At 44.4% G+C, this 17,796-nt stretch carries 16 protein-coding genes; 6 read left to right on the top strand and 10 right to left on the bottom strand.

Translation table 11 applies throughout. The annotated features are described in order from the left end of the window. Window positions 1-427 precede the first annotated feature (427 nt). Window positions 428-1,084, top strand: a complete 657-nt coding sequence (locus tag OW495_RS11250; protein WP_289886563.1) for a hypothetical protein — start codon at window positions 428-430, stop codon at window positions 1,082-1,084. Between the two features lie 163 nt (window positions 1,085-1,247). Here the strand turns inward: OW495_RS11250 and OW495_RS11245 are convergent, their stop codons facing one another. From OW495_RS11245 to OW495_RS11225, 5 genes are all read right to left on the bottom strand, one after another. Continuing rightward, window positions 1,248-3,404, bottom strand: coding sequence for a TonB-dependent receptor (locus OW495_RS11245; RefSeq protein WP_289886562.1), 2,157 nt, complete (start codon window positions 3,402-3,404; stop codon window positions 1,248-1,250). A 520-nt stretch (window positions 3,405-3,924) separates the two neighbouring features. Continuing rightward, complete coding sequence (locus tag OW495_RS11240) at window positions 3,925-4,881, bottom strand: GntR family transcriptional regulator (protein ID WP_102514338.1); 957 nt, start codon at window positions 4,879-4,881, stop codon at window positions 3,925-3,927. Between the two features lie 204 nt (window positions 4,882-5,085). Further along, a complete protein-coding gene (fhuB, locus tag OW495_RS11235) occupies window positions 5,086-7,083 on the bottom strand; it encodes a Fe(3+)-hydroxamate ABC transporter permease FhuB (RefSeq protein ID WP_102514337.1) in 1,998 nt (665 codons plus the stop codon). After that, complete coding sequence (locus OW495_RS11230; protein ID WP_198599810.1) at window positions 7,083-7,994, bottom strand: iron-siderophore ABC transporter substrate-binding protein; 912 nt, start codon at window positions 7,992-7,994, stop codon at window positions 7,083-7,085. The genes fhuB and OW495_RS11230 overlap by 1 nt, the downstream gene beginning before the upstream one ends. A gap of 18 nt (window positions 7,995-8,012) precedes the next feature. Continuing rightward, window positions 8,013-8,780 carry an ATP-binding cassette domain-containing protein gene (locus OW495_RS11225; RefSeq protein ID WP_102514336.1) on the bottom strand — a complete coding sequence of 256 codons (768 nt, stop codon included), beginning with the start codon at window positions 8,778-8,780 and terminating at the stop codon, window positions 8,013-8,015. 152 nt (window positions 8,781-8,932) lie between these two features. On the opposite strand from OW495_RS11225, the gene OW495_RS11220 reads away from it, so the two are divergent. Beyond that, window positions 8,933-10,138, top strand: coding sequence for an MFS transporter (locus OW495_RS11220; protein WP_102514335.1), 1,206 nt, complete (start codon window positions 8,933-8,935; stop codon window positions 10,136-10,138). 100 nt (window positions 10,139-10,238) lie between these two features. Here the strand turns inward: OW495_RS11220 and OW495_RS11215 are convergent, their stop codons facing one another. Continuing rightward, window positions 10,239-11,939, bottom strand: coding sequence for an amidohydrolase (locus tag OW495_RS11215; RefSeq protein WP_102514334.1), 1,701 nt, complete (start codon window positions 11,937-11,939; stop codon window positions 10,239-10,241). A gap of 125 nt (window positions 11,940-12,064) precedes the next feature. Continuing rightward, the gene (locus OW495_RS11210) at window positions 12,065-12,241 is read right to left on the bottom strand and encodes a hypothetical protein (RefSeq protein ID WP_198595469.1); all 177 of its coding nucleotides are present in this window, start codon (window positions 12,239-12,241) and stop codon (window positions 12,065-12,067) included. A 52-nt stretch (window positions 12,242-12,293) separates the two neighbouring features. On the opposite strand from OW495_RS11210, the gene OW495_RS11205 reads away from it, so the two are divergent. Together OW495_RS11205 and OW495_RS11200 are read left to right on the top strand one after the other, a co-directional pair. Beyond that, window positions 12,294-13,256, top strand: a complete 963-nt coding sequence (locus OW495_RS11205) for an AraC family transcriptional regulator (RefSeq protein ID WP_102514333.1) — start codon at window positions 12,294-12,296, stop codon at window positions 13,254-13,256. Between the two features lie 150 nt (window positions 13,257-13,406). Continuing rightward, complete coding sequence (locus OW495_RS11200; RefSeq protein ID WP_102514332.1) at window positions 13,407-13,925, top strand: lipocalin family protein; 519 nt, start codon at window positions 13,407-13,409, stop codon at window positions 13,923-13,925. 93 nt (window positions 13,926-14,018) lie between these two features. Here OW495_RS11200 and OW495_RS11195 read toward each other — a convergent pair whose 3' ends face one another. Continuing rightward, window positions 14,019-14,393: a hypothetical protein gene (locus tag OW495_RS11195; RefSeq protein ID WP_102514331.1), complete on the bottom strand. Its 375-nt coding sequence runs from the start codon at window positions 14,391-14,393 to the stop codon at window positions 14,019-14,021. Window positions 14,394-14,469: 76 nt separating this feature from the next. Beyond that, window positions 14,470-14,775: a monooxygenase gene (locus tag OW495_RS11190; protein WP_102514330.1), complete on the bottom strand. Its 306-nt coding sequence runs from the start codon at window positions 14,773-14,775 to the stop codon at window positions 14,470-14,472. Between the two features lie 156 nt (window positions 14,776-14,931). On the opposite strand from OW495_RS11190, the gene OW495_RS11185 reads away from it, so the two are divergent. Further along, on the top strand, window positions 14,932-15,843 hold the full coding sequence (locus OW495_RS11185) for a LysR family transcriptional regulator (RefSeq protein ID WP_102514329.1): 912 nt from the start codon (window positions 14,932-14,934) through the stop codon (window positions 15,841-15,843). Between the two features lie 22 nt (window positions 15,844-15,865). Here the strand turns inward: OW495_RS11185 and OW495_RS11180 are convergent, their stop codons facing one another. Beyond that, on the bottom strand, window positions 15,866-16,480 hold the full coding sequence (locus tag OW495_RS11180; protein ID WP_017105296.1) for a TetR/AcrR family transcriptional regulator: 615 nt from the start codon (window positions 16,478-16,480) through the stop codon (window positions 15,866-15,868). Between the two features lie 200 nt (window positions 16,481-16,680). Between OW495_RS11180 and OW495_RS11175 the strand changes: the two genes are divergently transcribed. After that, window positions 16,681-17,796, top strand: coding sequence for an efflux RND transporter periplasmic adaptor subunit (locus OW495_RS11175; protein WP_102514328.1), 1,116 nt, complete (start codon window positions 16,681-16,683; stop codon window positions 17,794-17,796).

Here is a 17,796-nt window from a genome sequence, read left to right as displayed (position 1 = left end):
TGTATTAACCGCCAATCAATGCACAGCATGCACTCTGCCGACCCCGTCTTCTGATTAGTAAAACTTGTAATGCTCACTATCGTTCCAATACGTTAGATTAAATTAATAATTAGAAAACGGGTCAGATATGCTGGTACTTTTCTTGTGGGTAATTAAACAGAATGATTAATAGCCTTTAGCTTGGGTTAAATATTAATTTGTTATTAACGATGGATAGGAATAACTATTAAATCAAGAGTCTTTTTCTATTACCCATGTTATTTTTGAGGTGTTGTCTGTTCTAGATATAAAACAGACTCAATTAAGATCTTTAATATTCATAAAACCAATCATTGCTTTAATCTAGATCACAAATATCAATAAGCATTGTGTTGCACATTTTGTTTCTGAGTTATTTTCCTGACGCCATCATAAAGGAAAAATAATAATGAAAAAAACAATAGCTCTAGTGTCTGTAACTGCTTGCCTAAGTCCATTTGCTTTTGCTGATAATAGTAACGTTATCACAGGTGAATCACCTGAAGGTGTCTACGTTCAATACCAATCAACTAACCAAGTTAACGAGTCGATGAAGCAAGAGGGTTTTGCACTGCATCGCTGTGGTATCAATACGCTTCGTAATGATATTCAAGTTAATCAAGGTTTAGATGTTCCTCACAGTCAGATCCAATGTGTCTATTCAAAACCGGGTCAATCAACGAGTGATGAGTCTGAGCTAATCTATTGGCATTTGAACATTCTTTACAGCATGGAGAATGAAAACTTCATTGCTGAGAGTGAATTTGCTGAGCGTTATACCAGCGAGATCTATACCCATAGCCCTGAATATCTTCTAGACATTGGCCCAAATTATTACCGTCAGCGCTCGGAAGTTGAAGCTTTGGGAATGAAGGTAGGCGAATGTAACCTACAAAAAATCTATTACTTTAGTGCGCCTACGGAAGAGTCATACTTGTCAGATATAGCATCTTGCCCTGTATATAAGGCCGACGGTGAGCTTTCTGGTAATATTACAGTGGAAATTAATCATACCCCCGCTAATTTGGGTTACAGCGAGCGTCTTGTTAGCTTTCATGTAATTTAATAAATGACTGCATAGTTAATAATTTAAAAATTAGAATTGACTTAGAATGCATGTTGGAATTAGCGTTTATTCACATACGCTAATTAAACTAAGTAACATCTAATTGTGAAAAAGGGTTGGTATTAATACCAACCCTTTAATTATATTTTTGATGAGTACTCGGTTAGAACTTAACTTGGTAGTTTACGTTGTAAGTTCGGCCACGACCTTTGTAGTCATACGCTGCTGAATCGTAATGTGACGAGTAGACGATTTGAGCACGTTGACCCCAAATGGTGGTGTAGTCTTTATTCAGTAGGTTTTGAATACCGAAACCTAAGCTACCGACAGGAAGTTGGTAAGTTCCGACTAAATCAAACACGGTGTAGCCGTTTAGCTCATTTTGATCGTCGTCTTCATAATCAAACATGGTCTGGCTTTGTACTTTGACAGAAAGGTCTGTGTCATACCAACCTGCCCAAGCATTGGCTTTTGAAGTGCTGGCTTCGCCCGCGGTAAAGTCTTTCCAACCGTCATCGCCTTTCACTTCTGAAATCACGTAGTGACCTGATGCGCCTATCTGAATGTTCTCATGCACCCAGTAAGATGCCATCGCTTCTAAACCATAGACACGCTTTTTATCGTCGATTTCTTCGATAAGCAGTGTGTTTTTGTCGTATTTCACTGACTTGTCAGACTGCGAATAGTACGCCGCTGTTTGCAGGTTTAGTTCGCCAGTATCAAGGCGGTAACCCAGTTCGAAGCTGTTGGTTTTGATACCAGACATTTTCGAGTCGTTCACGTTAATACTGTCATTAAGTTGCCAGTGGTCGCCAACCAATGTGTAGTCGCCTTGTCCGTAGTATTTCGCCGGATCTGCAAGGTCGAAACCTTGAGAGAAGTTAGCCCATACTTGAGACTCGTTGGTCAGATGGTAGATCGTACCTAAGTTGAATAAACCAACGGTGTAATCGGTCTCGCCACCGGGAACGGCATCGGCTGATGTGCCATTGCCCGCTGCAATGCTCTTTTGCTGGCTGTAACCGACGAAGTCGTCAATCTTGTTCGACATGTATTGGTAGCGGAAACCACCTTCTATGGTCCAATCATTGGTTAGCGCATAGTCGGCTTGAATAAAGCTCGCGATTGAGCTGACTTTAACGCCAGCATAGCGACCCACTTGTGCGTAAGTTTTGTTGATCAAGTTACCCGAATTATTAGCAATGGTTGGATCGTAAAGTGCTTGGTTACTATCAAGTTGGTCTTGATATGCATCGATACCGTAAACAATGTTGAATTTATTGAAACTCTTGGCCAATGCCGCTTTTAAAGAGATAACATCGGTGATCTGTTGACCAGAAGATTGGAAATAAGGTGTATAGGTTTGGTCTTCTTTACGATACGAAGCTTCAACAATCAGTTGGTGGCCTAAGAACTGCTCATCCACATAAGAGGCACTTAGCATAATGCGTTCAGTACCGTGTTCGCGGTCAGAATCAAACCCTTTGCGGACGTCTACGAAGTCACGCCCAACAATGTATAGGCCGTAAGGCGAGTCTTGTTGGCTATCGTAATATTGTGCTAGGAAGTTCAGTTTCTTGGTTTCTGACAGGTTAACGCCAACAGTCGTTAGGAAATCGACTGTCTTGTTGAATTGAAGTGAACCTTGCGAAATATCAGGGGTAACAATATCGCCATCGGCGTCGAAAAAACCTTGTGTCTCGGTGTAAACCACTGAAGAACGAGCTTGAACGGTTTCATTACCACCAGAGATAGATTGACCGATTTTGTAATCGAAATCTTCACCTGAATTGAAGCCCGATGAACCACCCACAAAGGATTCAAACTCCAGTTCTTCACTTTGTGCTTTCTTAGTGATGATATTAATGACACCACCTGAAGCGCCTGCACCGTAGATAGATGTCGCGCCCGATAACACTTCGATGCGGTCAATGTTAAATGGGTCAATAGAATCTAGGTGACGACTGATTTGACGAGAAGACTGCAGCGAAACGCCATCAATCATCACAAGCATCTTACGGCCGCGAAGGTTTTGGCCGTAGTTGGTGCGAGCACCACTGCTTACGTCTAGCGAAGGAATGGTTGCTGACAGGATCTCTCCAAGAGATTTACCACCACGATATTCTTGCTCGATTTGGTCAGAATCGATATACCACACCGTTCCTGGGATATCGCTGATCGCTTTAGGGGTGCGGCTAGAGACGACCACCATTTTTTCTTCACTTGTATATTCTTGCGCTTGGGCTGTAAACACTGTGCTCGCTGCGACAATCGCTAGGGCTACGGTGGAAAGCTTGAAACTTCCTTTTTCGGTTTTCATTTTGTTCTCAATCTTGATCAATAAAAGGCGGCACAAAGACTCATATTTGTGCGATGGCTTTGTTGTTATAAGCAAATAAGCGTTCGTTTTTATCTATCGGCAATAAAAATGAAGCGTCTTAAATTAGAAAGTTGCTCAACCTTGGTTACTTTGCTTATCACCTCAAAGTCATTCATCTCGATATCTTCCGAGATTGCATGTTTTGTCGTTTCAGTGGTCAACTCAACATTAATCAAAGTACGAACTGTAATCGTTATACTTATCAATTCTAAATAAGAATCATTATTATTGTGTTTTTGTTGCGAAAACACAATATTGAAATGCAATTTTATTTTATAGATTTGAAATTAGTGGTTGATGGCTTGGTGTTGCACGGTGAAAAAGAGGGCTTATGGAGTGTGGTTTTTGGTCGTCATCTTGCTGGTGGAATGCAATGGGGCATAAGGTATAGGGTTTGATAGATAGGGTAGAGAGATGATGAAGTAGTGAGCGGGGCAGCGGTTGTTGTCTGCCCCAGTGATTAACTGTTTTTTGCCATGATGCTATCAATTAAACTTTTTTGCTGAGCTTGAGATACATTCATGACGTCGTTGTAGGTGCGCTTCATCACGCGAATGTCGTTCTCTAATAGTTCAGCCAACTGAGTGGATGCGGTTTGATTATCACCTTTTAGTACTAACTCAATGATCGCAAGACGACGCTGACACGATTTAGTGACCGAGGATTGAATGTGCATTGAGACTAGATCGGTCGCTTTACGGAGGCGATTGTGTTGCTGCATGGTAGCCAGCAAAAAGCGATTTCCCGAACACGCCGCAAGTTGCTCGTGAAACTCGGCACTGAGTGCAAAGAGTTGACTCGCAGTGACTGATTCTGGCGTAGCAATGGCTTGTACATGGTTATCGCGGCAGCTTTCCATTACAGTGTTATCCAATGCCCATGTGGGTTCAAGTAAACCTGCGGGTTCAAAAATTAGTCGACATCGATAACTTTCAGTGTGCCTTTCTAGGGTGTTCAATACGCCATCAAGTTGCCATTTGTAGCCCGGACTACGGCGAAAAATACCGTCATTTTCTAATAAGCGAAGGATTGCTTGCATCTCACCACGATTCACATCGTAACGTTCTTGCAGTTCTTTCTCTGAAAAGGAACTGCCGAGCTCGCTAAAAAACAGATCCATCAAAACACGGAGATATAATTGATCTTGTCGAGACTGTTTATCGCTGTCTTGGCCTGCAATTTCGATATCTGCGGCGTCGGTTTGCAACACCGAACCCTTGTAAGGAACAACTTTAGTTATACCTTGAGTCGATAGGTGCTTTAACACCGCGCGAATGGGTGTTCTGGATACTTCGAATTGTTGAGCTAGCGACGATTCGTTCAGGCTGCTGCCCGCTTTAGCATCCTCAGCTTTTAGGCGAGTGATCACTTTAAACAGTAAATCTTGTTGGAGCTTTGTAATTGTAGTTATGTCCATGAGGCTCAAAAAGTGTGTTTATGCTTGATCCTATGGTAAACAGAAAAGCAGGTGAATACCATGTATTGTGTTTTTGTGGCCAAAAGACAATGCTGATAAGTTTGTTGGCAAGCGTGTTAATGGGTGAGTGAAAAGCGAGCCCTGCTTAAAGCTCTGACTTCAAACGGGGATTTCAAGCGGAGAAAGTGACTTCTCCGTATGTGCCTATTTTCTCATTAGATAGAGGAAGTAACCGCCACCGAGCAGAGACGCCAATAACCCTGCTGGGAATTGCCATGGGAACCACAAAGTACGACCAATCCAATCGGCAGCCACCATAATAATCGCGCCCAACAATGCTGCTGTGAGCATCTGAGGGATAACGCGATATTGGTGAAGCGAGCGAGCCATGTGCGGTGCTAATAATCCGATAAAGCTCAGTGGGCCAATAACAATCGTACAAAGCGTCGTTAGCGCGGCAACCAACAGAAGCAACGCCAAGCGAACCAAGGTTGTGTTCATACCGAGGCTACTTGTGGTGACATCACCCAAGTTAATGAGCTCTATCCAACGATTCAGTGACAGTGCCACAGCGCCAACGATAGCAACACCAATCGCGAGTAACATCACGTCTTGATTGGCGACTAAGTAGGTAGAGCCAGAAAGCCAAGTGAGCAGGGACGTAGCATTCTCGTTCCCAGAACTCATCGCAATGCGTAGCAAAGCGTCGAGCCCCGCACTTAGCGCGATACCTGTTAACAAGGTTTGAGTGGGAGCGAAATTGTGTTTCCTACCCATAAACCAAACCAATGCCGTCACCGACGTTGCGCCTAGCGTGCCGAGCAGCATTTGCTCTTCTCGCCCTACTGTCGTGCCAAAGAGCGTGCCGAGAACAAGTGCAAGCGCGGCGCCTGAGCTGATCCCCAAAACTTCTGGGCTCGCCATCGGGTTATTTGAGATTCGCTGAATAATGGTGCCGGCAAACGCGAGCCCAACTCCCGCTAATAATGCAACCAACACACGTGGTAAACGTAATTCGAACAGTGATTGGTGGAATTCGACACTCCAACCGAACTGGTTTTTACCAAACGTAAGAGCAACAGTACAAATGACAACGAGTAGAAGGAACATGGTCACCAGCACTTTACGCGTATCGACTAACTTGTAGCACTCGACGTGTTCACTACGGTTTTTTAAGTCGGATTGCAGTTTGGTACGTTGCAGTAACCACAATAGGAAGGGAGCACCAAGCAGAGCCGTCATCGCTCCGGTTGGCAGTAATTCGCCACCGACTCCTGAGAATGGCTGAATCACTAAATCGACAATCAGCAAGATCAAGCTACCAACCAAACCACTGACCAAAATCTGTTTTGCAAGAGCTCTAACGCCCATCAGTCTAGCGATGGCGGGAGCGACGATTCCAACAAATCCAATCAAGCCAACCTCACTGACTACCGCGGCAGTAATAAAGATCGCCAGTGATAAGCAAAGCAGTTTGATTTGTTTGATGTTTACGCCAAGTGAAGTCGCGACATTGTCGCCAAATTGCAGCGCAGACAACGGTCGCTGAAATATCAGTAGTAATAGCGTAGGGATAGAGACTAAAGGAATGAGAACCTGAACACTTGACCAGTCGTTTTGATTCAGTACACCTGCACCCCACACAAAAATACTGGTGAGTTGTTGTTCATGCAACATGAGCAACATGGTATTGAGTGAGCCCAAAAATAGGCTGACAACCATACCTGCGAGCACCATGTGCAGCGGTGAAAATCCTCGTGCAGAACTTAAGGCAAAGACCAAGCCTGTAGCAAGGCAACCTCCGATGAAAGCTGGGATGAAACCGGGAATGGTAAGGTTGGCAGGAATTAACAAGATCCCCAATACCATACCCAGTTCAGCGCCCGCAGCAACACCAAGTGTGGTGGGTGAGGCTATCGGGTTACGCAACACAAACTGCATCACACACCCAGCAACCGCAAGCGCGAATCCGCAAATCAGTGCAACGGTGAGCCTAGGTAAATACGTTAGGTGGGTAATTAAGTGTTGATAGTTTGAAGGATCAAAATGGAAAAGCGTATCCCAGATGAGCCTAACCCCTTGTGAATATGGAGCGGTTATTTGCAGAAGTACGCTGATCAGCAAAACAACAGCGATCGATAGCGTTGCTGTTTTGATATTGATTCGTTCAGTGACGGTTTTTTCGAGCTTGATGGTAGCCATTATTTTTGGGTAAGCAGTTCTGTAATGTGGTCACTAAACCTTTGAGCGGCAATAAGTCCACCAAAGGTCCAAATACTAGGAAGTTCGTAAACTGAATCTGTACGTGTAAATTCCATCACTTGCCAAAGAGGAGACAGAGTCAGTTGTTTTCGCTCTTCTTCTTGAAGAGGGCCAAATAGCATGACATTGGTTTTTTGGTGCTCAGCGAGTCTTTCCGTTCCTACCGTGCTGAAACCCCAAAGGTTAGTTTGTTCTTGCCAGTCATTTTTCAGCCCCATCTTATTGATGGTTGCTTGCGCAAGTGAACCTTGGCTGTGGATTCGTAATGTTTTGTCGTTAATGAAGCGAGCGAATATCAGCGGTTTCTCTGAGTTACCCGCTGCACGCACTTTTTCGCCGTTTTCACGGAGTCGCGTGTTTGTTTCTGCAATTACTTGTTGAGCGCGTTGTTCTCGGTCGAACAACTTACCTAAAGACAGAGTAATTGACGTTGCAGATTCGTATGGCTGCTTCTTTTTACTGTAGATACTGAAAACCAATACCGGAGCGATTTTGTTTAGCTGATGGTAAGCCGCCGACATATGTTCACTGATTAAAATGACATCGGGTTTGAGTTCGGTCAGCAATTCAAGGTTCGGTTCACGTCGAGAACCTACATCGGTCACGTTTGAATTCAGTTCGGGTTTCACTACCCATTGTTGATAGCCTTTGGCGTCTGCAATACCCTCTAGTTCAACACCTAGGCTTAACACGGTTTCTGTAAGAGCCCAGTCTAGTGCCACTACTTTTTTCGGCATCGTATCGAAAGAGGCGATGCCCATTTCGTGTGTGATTTCTAAAGCATGGGCACTCTTTATAGCAAGAGCATTAAAAGCGAATAATGTGCACAGTAGTGTTATGAACGTTTTCACAACCGATTCCTTTTGTATTTAAGGGATGTAACTAATAGGTTGCCCTGTTTCAGGGTGTTTAAAGAGCGCCAGTTCCATGCCGTAGATCTGCATCAGCGTCTCAGGCGTCATCAACTCTTTCGGTGGGCCTGAAGCGATGACTTTTCCGGAATGAAGCGCAATCAAATGGTCACTGAATTTAGCAGCCATGTTGACATCATGCAGGACCATAATAACGGTTAACCCTAACGTCTGGTTGAGCTCCCTGATCAAGGCAAGCAATTCATGTTGATGTGCGACATCGAGTGCAGAGGTTGGCTCATCAAGCAAAATGCATTGGCTTTGTTGAGCTAGCAGCATTGCGACCCAAGCTCTTTGTCTTTCACCACCAGACAATGTGGCAACAAATCGATCTGAAAAGGCGTTCAAACCGACTTTCTCAATCGCTTCGTCTACTATGGCGTAGTCGTCACGGCTGTAACGTCCAAATGCGCCTTTCCACGGGTAACGACCAAAGCAAACCAGTTCACGAACTGTCACACCATCGGTAATCGGGGGATGTTGAGGAAGGTAAGCAACTTGGTGTGCAAATTCGAGATTGCTATACGATGAAAGCAACTGCTGGTCGAAGAAAACGTCACCTTTAGAAGGGGTGTTTTGTCTACTCAACAGTTTAATCAGCGTCGATTTTCCACATCCATTATGACCCAACAAAGTGGTGATTTTTTTAGGTTCAAACGTTAAGTTGGTAGGGGAAAGAATCGTCTTACCGTCGATTTCGAACGAGGCATTGGTAAGTTTGTACATAATGCAATATAGAGTTGAGTTATAGGCTACTAGCCGCTAATGTAACACAATGAAACTCAAATGATAATGATTCTCCAAATCAATCAATTTATCATTATTTTTGATATTTCCCGTTATTCAGCATTCCAACTTTTTCTAGCGCCTTCGATATTATGTCTGTTATCCAAAATAAAAAATTCCACTTAATGACTATTGGTCTTGCTGCCGCCCTAATGGGAATTGGGCAAAACGGCTTACTCGTTTCTCTGCCTTTTCTTGTGGAACAATCTGCATTCAGCTTGCCTACGTGGTCGATTCTTATCGCAATAGGAAGCATATTATTTTTGCCGTCTGCGCCTTTTTGGGGAAGACAGAGCGATAAACATGGCCCGAAAAAAGTCGTCATTCAGGCATTGGTAGGCATGGCCGTCAGTTTTGCATTTTTGTGTTTTTTTGCGATGAACAGTGACCAAGAAAAGGCGCTAGTGTTTTGTTTGATTGGACTTGTGGTGGCGCGAATTATTTATGGTTGTACGGTGTCTGGGATGGTGCCCGCGAGTCAACATTGGGCGATATTGTTGTGTGGTGAGAGAAACCGTTTACAGGCTATTACTTCGGTGAGTATTGGCTTAAGTGCTGGTCGATTGATTGGCCCGATTATATCCATTCTTGCGTTAAAGTTTTCACCTTATGCGCCTCTGATTATCATGGTTTTATTACCATGCTTGGCGTTAATCGCAGCGATGTTATTGCCAGCACCAGAAATGAATACAGAACAAGCGAGTAGCAAGGTTCCATCGCCTTGGCTGCCGAGTAGGGCACTATTGCCTTTTTTATCGAGTGGATTGTTGCTGTGTGCGGCAGTCGCGTTGTTGCAATACAGTTTCTCTCCATTGATTTATTCGATCACCCATTGGGCAACTGATCAATTAAGTGACGCGATTGGCATTCTGTTAACCATCGGTGCCGCGTTTACTTTCGCTACTCAACTCTTGGTTATCAAAAAGGATAAACTGACGCCGCTTTTTATGTACCGTTGTGGCGCTTCTGCTTTGGTTGTCGGTTTTGTGATGTTCTTGATTCCTAGTATGTGGACGTTTGCTGTGGCGATGGTAGTGACCGCGATTGGCGCAGCGTTGCTTGTTCCTGCTTACACGTTGTTTGCCACTGAAAAGCAAAGTGGCGCACCGGGTGCTGCCGCAGGGTATATCGCCATGTCTCATACTCTAGGCTATGGCGTTGCTTCATTACTTGCGTTTACTTCAACCTTGAACCCTCAATATCCTATTTACTTATGTGGGCTGTTTTCTGTGCTGATTTTTGCGACTACTTATGTTGTAAAAATAAAGGGAAATACCAAGCTCGCTGAGCAAGCTTAACCTTGTATTTTCCTGGTACTTTTTAGCGAGCCAATTGGAAGTGAGTTAGCGGATAGCAAACTAACTAGTAGCAAACGGCTTTGTGTCGAACATTGGTTTGCTAATCCATGTCTTCGAAAACCACATCTCCTTGCAACACCGTCATCAACACCTGAGTCTTGGCTATTTGTCTTGCCGATACTGTGGTGATGTCTCGGTCGAGAATCGCGAAGTCCGCTGATTTTCCAACCTCAATAGAACCTGTTACGTCTTCGATACCAAGGCTCTTTGCTGCATTGAGCGTGTAAGCGTCGATAGCTGTGTAGATATCAGTGAGGCCTGTTTTACCCATGATTAAGCTATTCGCGATGCCGACTAAAGGATTGATGTCGTGTACGTTCCAGTCACTGCTCAAGGTGATATTGGCATCAGTCTTAAGTATCGCGTCTAGGTTCATCAGGGCTTTGGCACGGCGAGCACCAAGGAAAGCTTCGGCCCATTGGTGTTGATGTTTGGCTACGTAATCTGACCCGACTTGGAAATCCGCCGAGACATTGAGCTGCATGAAGCGGGGAACGTCTTCATCATTGATTAACTCTACGTGAGTTAGGGTATAAGGCTTTTTCGAACCTTGTTTACGCACGCTTTCTATCGCATCAAGAGATTCACGAACGGCACCATCACCAATCGCATGAATGTGAGCGCTAAAACCGATTTTATCGAGCGCGGTTAGCCACTCTTTCATCTGTGCAGGTGGAATGTAGTTTAGGCCATTGGGAGACTGTGGCAGATAGGTATCTAAATAGGGCGCGAGTGTTTTTGCTGTGCCATTAATGAAGATGCCATCGCTGTACATTTTTACCTGATCGACGAGCAACAGACGGCTTTTATCATCTGAATACATCTGCTCGAAGACTTCTAATTGAGAGGGTATCGCCATTGATGGGTAAACCCAAGGGCGTAATGACACGCGAGCCGTCAAATCTTGGTTTTGCTCCGCTTCTAGCCAAACGTCATACCAGCCTCGTTTCCAATACATCCGGCCGTCACCAATGGTGGTAATGCCGTGCGCAGCGGCTTCTTCAAGTCCGAACATTAACCCTTGGTAGCTTTGTTCAAAGAGCTCGCTTTGGCTGTTCCACGCCATCTCCATAATTTGGTCGCCAGCGTTATCTAATAAGATGCCATTGAGCTTGCCGCTGTCTTGGTCTTTTAAATAAGCGCCACCTTGTGGGTCAGGAGATTGTTGGCTGATTCTGGCTATTTTTAAGGCTTTCGAGTTGACCCACATTGAGTGAGAGGTTTGCTCCATAAGCACCACGGGGCGATCAGGGAATATACTGTCGATGATCTCAAGTGGTGTGTATTCAGAGTCGCTGTCGAGTGTCGATTCCAAAGAAAAGCCATAACCCATCAGCCAGCCTCGACCATTGGTTTCGGAATTGATCTTACACGCTTCTAAGTAAGGGATTTGCTCTTCTAATGTGGCTTCAGAATCCAGTTCGCAATTGCCACCCAGCTCTGAGGCGGCTTCGAAAACATGGTTGTGATTATCAATGAACCCCGGCAAAACAAAGGCATTCTTCAAGTCGATGACATCGGTATTCTGCCCTTGAAAAGATTGCGCCTGAGCGTGGTCACCGATGAAGATGATCTTGCCGTTATGGGTAACGATAGAGTCTGACTCGCGATGCCCATATATGTCGGCATTGGTAAAGATCTGGTCTGCGGTTAGGCTTTGAGAAAAAGCCGATGGCACAGTGCTTAGGCTAGCGAATAATGCAATCCATGCAGTGCGTGGCAAAGTGAGCTTATTGTTCATTGTTATTTATTCCATGTTCCACTGTTTAGTAAGTATAGAAAGCGAGTGGCCAGTGTGAAACTCTACATGAATGACAAATAAAAGCCGCGACTAATCAATAAATTGTGGCTTGAACAAATCTTCAATCACGACTCTTGTTTTAGGCTGTTACGCAGATCTTTTTTGTATTCTTCATAAGAGTTATAGCCATAAAGTTTCCAAGTGTTCTCACCTTTAATGTTGTGGTTGTAGGTGATCTCGCCTATCCACTGCTGACGAGTGGCAAGAATCATATCGCGGATTTTTAATAATAAAGTGTCCATAGTTGCTCTCCTGATTAAGTTCACCTGAAGTATATTTAGCGGTGACAACCGGATGAGTATCGTTAGCGCAATGTTCAATACTTTTCAGTCAATGTACTCATCTGAATGGTTTGATGCGTATACTTTCAATATTAAAACGTCACTGAGCATCGCAATGAAAGGTTACTTGGAAAAAGTGCCACAACGAATCGGCACATCATGGCGCTATAAAAAAATCGTCGAGAACGGTAAAAGCTATGGTTGGCACCGACATGAAGAGTACGAAATAGCGATTCATCGTCACTTTACTGGGCATAGCTTTATTGGGCATCACCAAAGCGATGTGTTTCACAACCACATGATCTTGGTTGGGCCTGATTTACCTCATGCCATCTATTCGGACGAGAGCACTGATGACTCGCGAATATGTGAAACGCACGTAGTTTGGTTTCGCAAAGATTGGATAGAGCAATTGATAGCGTGCTGTCGAGAGCTCGAACCGTTACGTGCTTTGCTCGAAGAATCAAAGAAAGGGCTTCAGTTTTCACCCGCGACTGCAGAGAAAGCGACGGAAGTTTTGAATAAGGTGATGAACCAGTCGCCACATCAACAACTGCTTACCTTGTTCTCTTTGTTTGCACTTTTGCTTGAGGATCAAGAGGTAGTGCAGTTGATTAACCCTGTCTTCAACTCGGATGATGAAGATGAAGTCAGCGATAAGTTGGACAAGGTTGAAGCTTTCTTGGTGAACAATTTTAATCACGACATCTCGGTTAATGATTTAGCCAAGCATCTCTACATTAGTGAGAGTAGCGTTAGGCGCCTATTTCAAAAACACTACAACGAGAGTTTTAGTCAAAGGCTAAAGAAAATTAGGCTCAATGTGGCGTGTGATTTATTAATTAATACTTCGTTGCCAGTGAATCTGATTTTGGAGAAAGTGGGATACGACAACCAAGCCAACTTTAATCGTCAGTTTAAATCGTATAAGCAGGTGACTCCGACTCAATATCGAATAGCAATGAAACACCATTAATTCATTCGCAGACTAAATAATTCACATAAGATTCTGAATAAATTACAGTTAGGTGAACTTTAAAAATGGATTTAACGTATTACCAAGGATGTAAGTTTATGTTTTCACAAGGCTTACTCGCATTACTAATAAAAACAAGCCGAGGTTAGGATGAAAAAAATATTATTGCTGCTTAGTGTGGTTCTATTGGGTGGTTGCGTGGGCATGCCTGAAACAGTAAAGCCTGTTCAACAGTTTGAATTGGATCGATACTTAGGAAAATGGTACGAAGTGGCTCGTTTAGACCACTCGTTTGAGCGTGGCTTAGACAACATCAGTGCCGAGTACACCCTGCGTGATGATGGTGGCGTTAAGGTAATTAACCGCGGGTATTCGGCTGAAGATGGCGAATGGAACGAGGCGGAAGGTAAGGCGTACTTTGTCGAAGGTAGCGATCAGGGTTATCTAAAAGTGTCGTTCTTTGGCCCCTTCTACGGAGCTTATGTGGTGTTCGAGTTGGATGAAGAGAACTACCAATACGCGTTTGTTTCGGGCCCAGATACTGACTACTTGTGGTTACTTTCAAGAACACCAGAGGTTGCGCCAGAAGTAATGGAGAAGTTCAAAGCGATGTCTAAAGAGCGTGGCTTCAATACTGATGAATTGATTTACGTTGAGCACAGCAAATAAGCTGAGCGCGCTAGGTTAACGACAGTTGATTGAGAAAAAGGAACAGATGATGAGTGCATCTGTTCCTTTTTTATTGGTTTGGTTTTGTATGAACTAGCCTTGTCGACGAACCTGCAACACGCTGAGCACCGATAGTGAAAGGAAGAACGCAGGATCACTCCAACCAAAACCAACAAAAATGCCTGTAAACGCGGCATACAAGGTGATGATGGCACCCAGCATATTGGTCACAACCAAACCTTGTACGAGCTTTTTGGCACTGACTCCGGGCTCAATATCTCGTAATAACCAGCTTATCGCGGCAATACCACCAAGGAAGATACTGGTGTGCTGAGAGAGAAAATAAGCGTACTTATCATTAATTTCCACACCGTACATAGGCCATATGACCGTTGGTAGGAAAAACAACGCCAAGGCAAATCCTGCGTAAATGATGCCGTGTAGGCTTAAAAACGTTTTATTGTTCATTTGTTATCTCTCTATCTCGTGCCTGTCGCTAATTCTTTATTCATTCCAATCGCTTTGTTTTCATTCAGCGAATTAACTAGCCGTTGATTGGGCCTTTGTTAATGGTAGTTAAAGGCTGGTTCACGTCAAAAATCACACCACGTACTTCGTCGACACCCATCTGTTTAAGGCGAGCGCTATGCATCGCTAGGTACGTCTCTGCACTGAGTTGGTCTTCAAAAAGATAGACACCACCGCCCAGTTTTTCAGCTTCGTTTTCTGTCCAGATTTTCCAGATCATACCCGGTTCGTCGTTAATAGACTTTGCTAGGTCAACGAGCGCGTTCGACATCTCTTCACCAAATGGGCCTGAAAATTCAAAATCGACTTGTAATAATTTCATGGTTATTTCTCCAAACAGTTACTTGGTATTGCGCTGAGACTCATGGTCGTTTCGCAAAACGTAGGGGGCTTGATTGCCTGTTGGAATAGATATTACCTGTAAAAAACAGACAGAAAAGTTCATAATATAGTTAATAACTGTCAGGATTTTAGACCGATGAGATTAAAAACCACCCTCGACCAATGGCAAACCCTTTATGAGATTGACCGCGCAGGCAGTATTCAGGCGGCGGCACTGCAATTGAACAAGAGCCACACCACGTTGATCTATGCGTTGAGAAAGTTGGAAGACCAATTGGGTGTCTCTTTGGTTCAGGTCGAAGGTCGTCGGGCTGTGCTGTCGGAAGACGGAAAGTCACTGCTGCGCCGTGCAAGCAGTATGCTGGAACAAGCCAGAGAGTTGGAGTTGATCAGTGAACAACTGGCGAAAGGTGTAGAGTCTGAAATTGTGGTTGCGGTTGATCACTTGTGCTGCCTTGAACGTCTTTATCAACCGATGGCTGCATTTTTGGCGGAGAACCACACCACATCAATACAAGTGATTGAAACATCATTGTCTAAGACGACGGAAATGGTGACTCAAGAACTGGCCGATGTGGCTATTATCAACCTGCCTATTACTAATTACTCAGCAGAAGCCTTTGGTTTTACGATGATGGAGCCTGTTGTTGCTTGCTCGCACCCGCTAGTTAAGGCGTCGTCTGTATCGCTTAATCAGTTATCGTCGCTACCACAAATTGTGGTGCGAGACTTAGGTGCTCAAGCTAGTCAAGGCAGTAAAAAGCAAGGGAACAAAAAGGATGTAGGGTGGTTGAAGTCGAGTCAGCGTATTACGGTCGATAATTTCGATCATGCGTTTGGCGCGGTAGAGCAGGGAGTCGGGTATTGTCGACTACCAAAGCACATTGTTGAAAACCGAGGAAGTGACAAGCTCACGGTGCTGAATGTGGAAAATGGCAGTGGATACCAAGTCCCGCTTCATCTCACTTTGCCAAAAGGGGCAAAGACAGGCCCAGCTGCAAAACGGTTCTACGAATTACTGCTAGAGTCAGCTGCTCCTGCTAACTAACCCTCATTCAGTTGGGCTCAAACTAGCGAGGTTGGTTGCCGTTTAAGAATAGTGCAACACACTCTCGCGTGTAATTCAGTCTTTCATTGTCAGACTCGCCGCTGTCGTGTCCGAAGAATGCCCAATAAGCCGACTTACCATGAAACATCAGCAACAATTGTCGTGCAGCAATGATCGGTGAACTTGATGTTGAAAGCGTTAAGTCACCCGAATCTATTTTCGACTGCAAATAATCAGCGAGTAACTTAGTGGTCTTCTGAGGCCCTGTTTCTAGATAAATAGAAGCGATTTCTGGATGTGTGTTGGATTGGCTCACCGCATTTTGAAAGGTCTGCCTAGATTGTTCATCAAGTAACAAATCTTGAAACTTCACACCAAACTTCACCAATTCTTCTTCCAAAGTGGCATTCATATCAAATGCTGAGGGGCTGAGTTCGCGTTCCGCACACTTGGTTTGCATGCAGGTTTCGAAAAGTTCGTCTTTGTTTTTAAAGTGGGAGTAGACCGTTTGCTTAGAAACGTTCGCTGCTTTCGCTATCTGATCCATATTGATCTTGAAGCCATGATCAGAGAAAAGTTGGCTTGCTGCGGTTAAGATCTGCGATCTCTTCTGTTCACTCTTGATGATTTTAGTCACGTGCTGTTTCTCATTGCTTGGTACTTGGTGTTGCTCAGTTCAATGTATTTCGTTCTGCGCTAAGCATTATGCTTTTTGTGATGGTTTTATCAATCATTAACGATGAAACTTATTTTTAACACAATCAAACTAGACAGTCTAGTTTGGTTTGGTTAGTCTAAAAAAAGAATAGGATTGATTACCGCATAGGAACAGTGAGTATGTATAAATTGATGAAGGGAAGTGCGGTGGCGTTATCTCTATCGGCTTTTCTTGTTGGATGTGGCGAAAAGGAACAAGCCCAAGAGTCGGCTGATTCACCCAATGAAACGGCTTCGAGCGTCCAAACCATTTTAACTGTAGAAACGATGGCCTTGGCGCAATCTTCCTCTTATGCGGTACAGCGTGAATATGTTGGTGTCGTTAAAGCGGGTCAGCAAGCCAATTTAGGTTTCGAACTGGCGGGTAAAGTAAACGAGATTCTGGTGGATGTCGGTGACACAGTAACCGAAGGTCAGCCGTTGATCCGATTGGATACTCAGTTATTGGAAACAGAGTCTAGCCAACTGAAAGCACAGGCTGAAGAAGTCAAAGCACAACTGAGCCTTGTGGCGGCAAACTTGAAGCGTCAACGTTCACTGAAAGCAAAGGGCTTCAGTGCCGAGGCTGAGATTGATTCTCTCACTAGTGAGCAACGTGTATTGCAGGCGAACTTGCTACGCATTGATGCTTCAGTAAAAGGCAATCAATTGAAGCTGGTGAAATCGACAATTCTTGCGCCATATTCAGGCACCATCGCAACACGCTTTGTCTCTTTGGGTGATGTGGTGAATGTGGGTAATCCAACCCTGACACTGCTTGCCTCTGAAGGCAAAGAAGCGTTCATTGGTATTCCTGCCCATCAAATGCAAAAAGTGACTTCGCTTTCTTCGCCAAGTATTCGTGTCGGGCGAGACGATTTCGCTGTGAGCCTGCTTAATCCGGGGGCGATGGTGGATACTCAATCTCGCAGTGTTGGCCTACGTTACCTGTTTCCTGAGCAAGCTTCTGTTTTAGAAGGGCAACTTGCGTACCTTAAGTTTGATGAGCAAATCGATGACCAAGGTTACTGGGTTCCGCTCACGGGTTTGATCGATGGTTTACGTGGTGTGTGGAATATCTTCGTTATTGGTAAAGATAATAAGGTTGAACGTCGAAGCGTGCAGGTGTTGTTTGCCAACAACCAACAAGCCTACGTGAGCGGTGCAATCAGCGAAGGCGAGCAGGTGATATCCAGTGGTTTACATCGTTTGGTTCCCGGCCAAACCGTGAAGCCAGCCAGCGTTACTGCTGAATAG

Source organism: Vibrio sp. 14N.309.X.WAT.E.F5 (genome assembly GCF_030397615.1).
Lineage (GTDB): Bacteria > Pseudomonadota > Gammaproteobacteria > Enterobacterales > Vibrionaceae > Vibrio > Vibrio lentus.
Note: the sequence above shows the minus strand (reverse complement) of the source record. Positions and strands in the feature narration are given on the sequence as shown.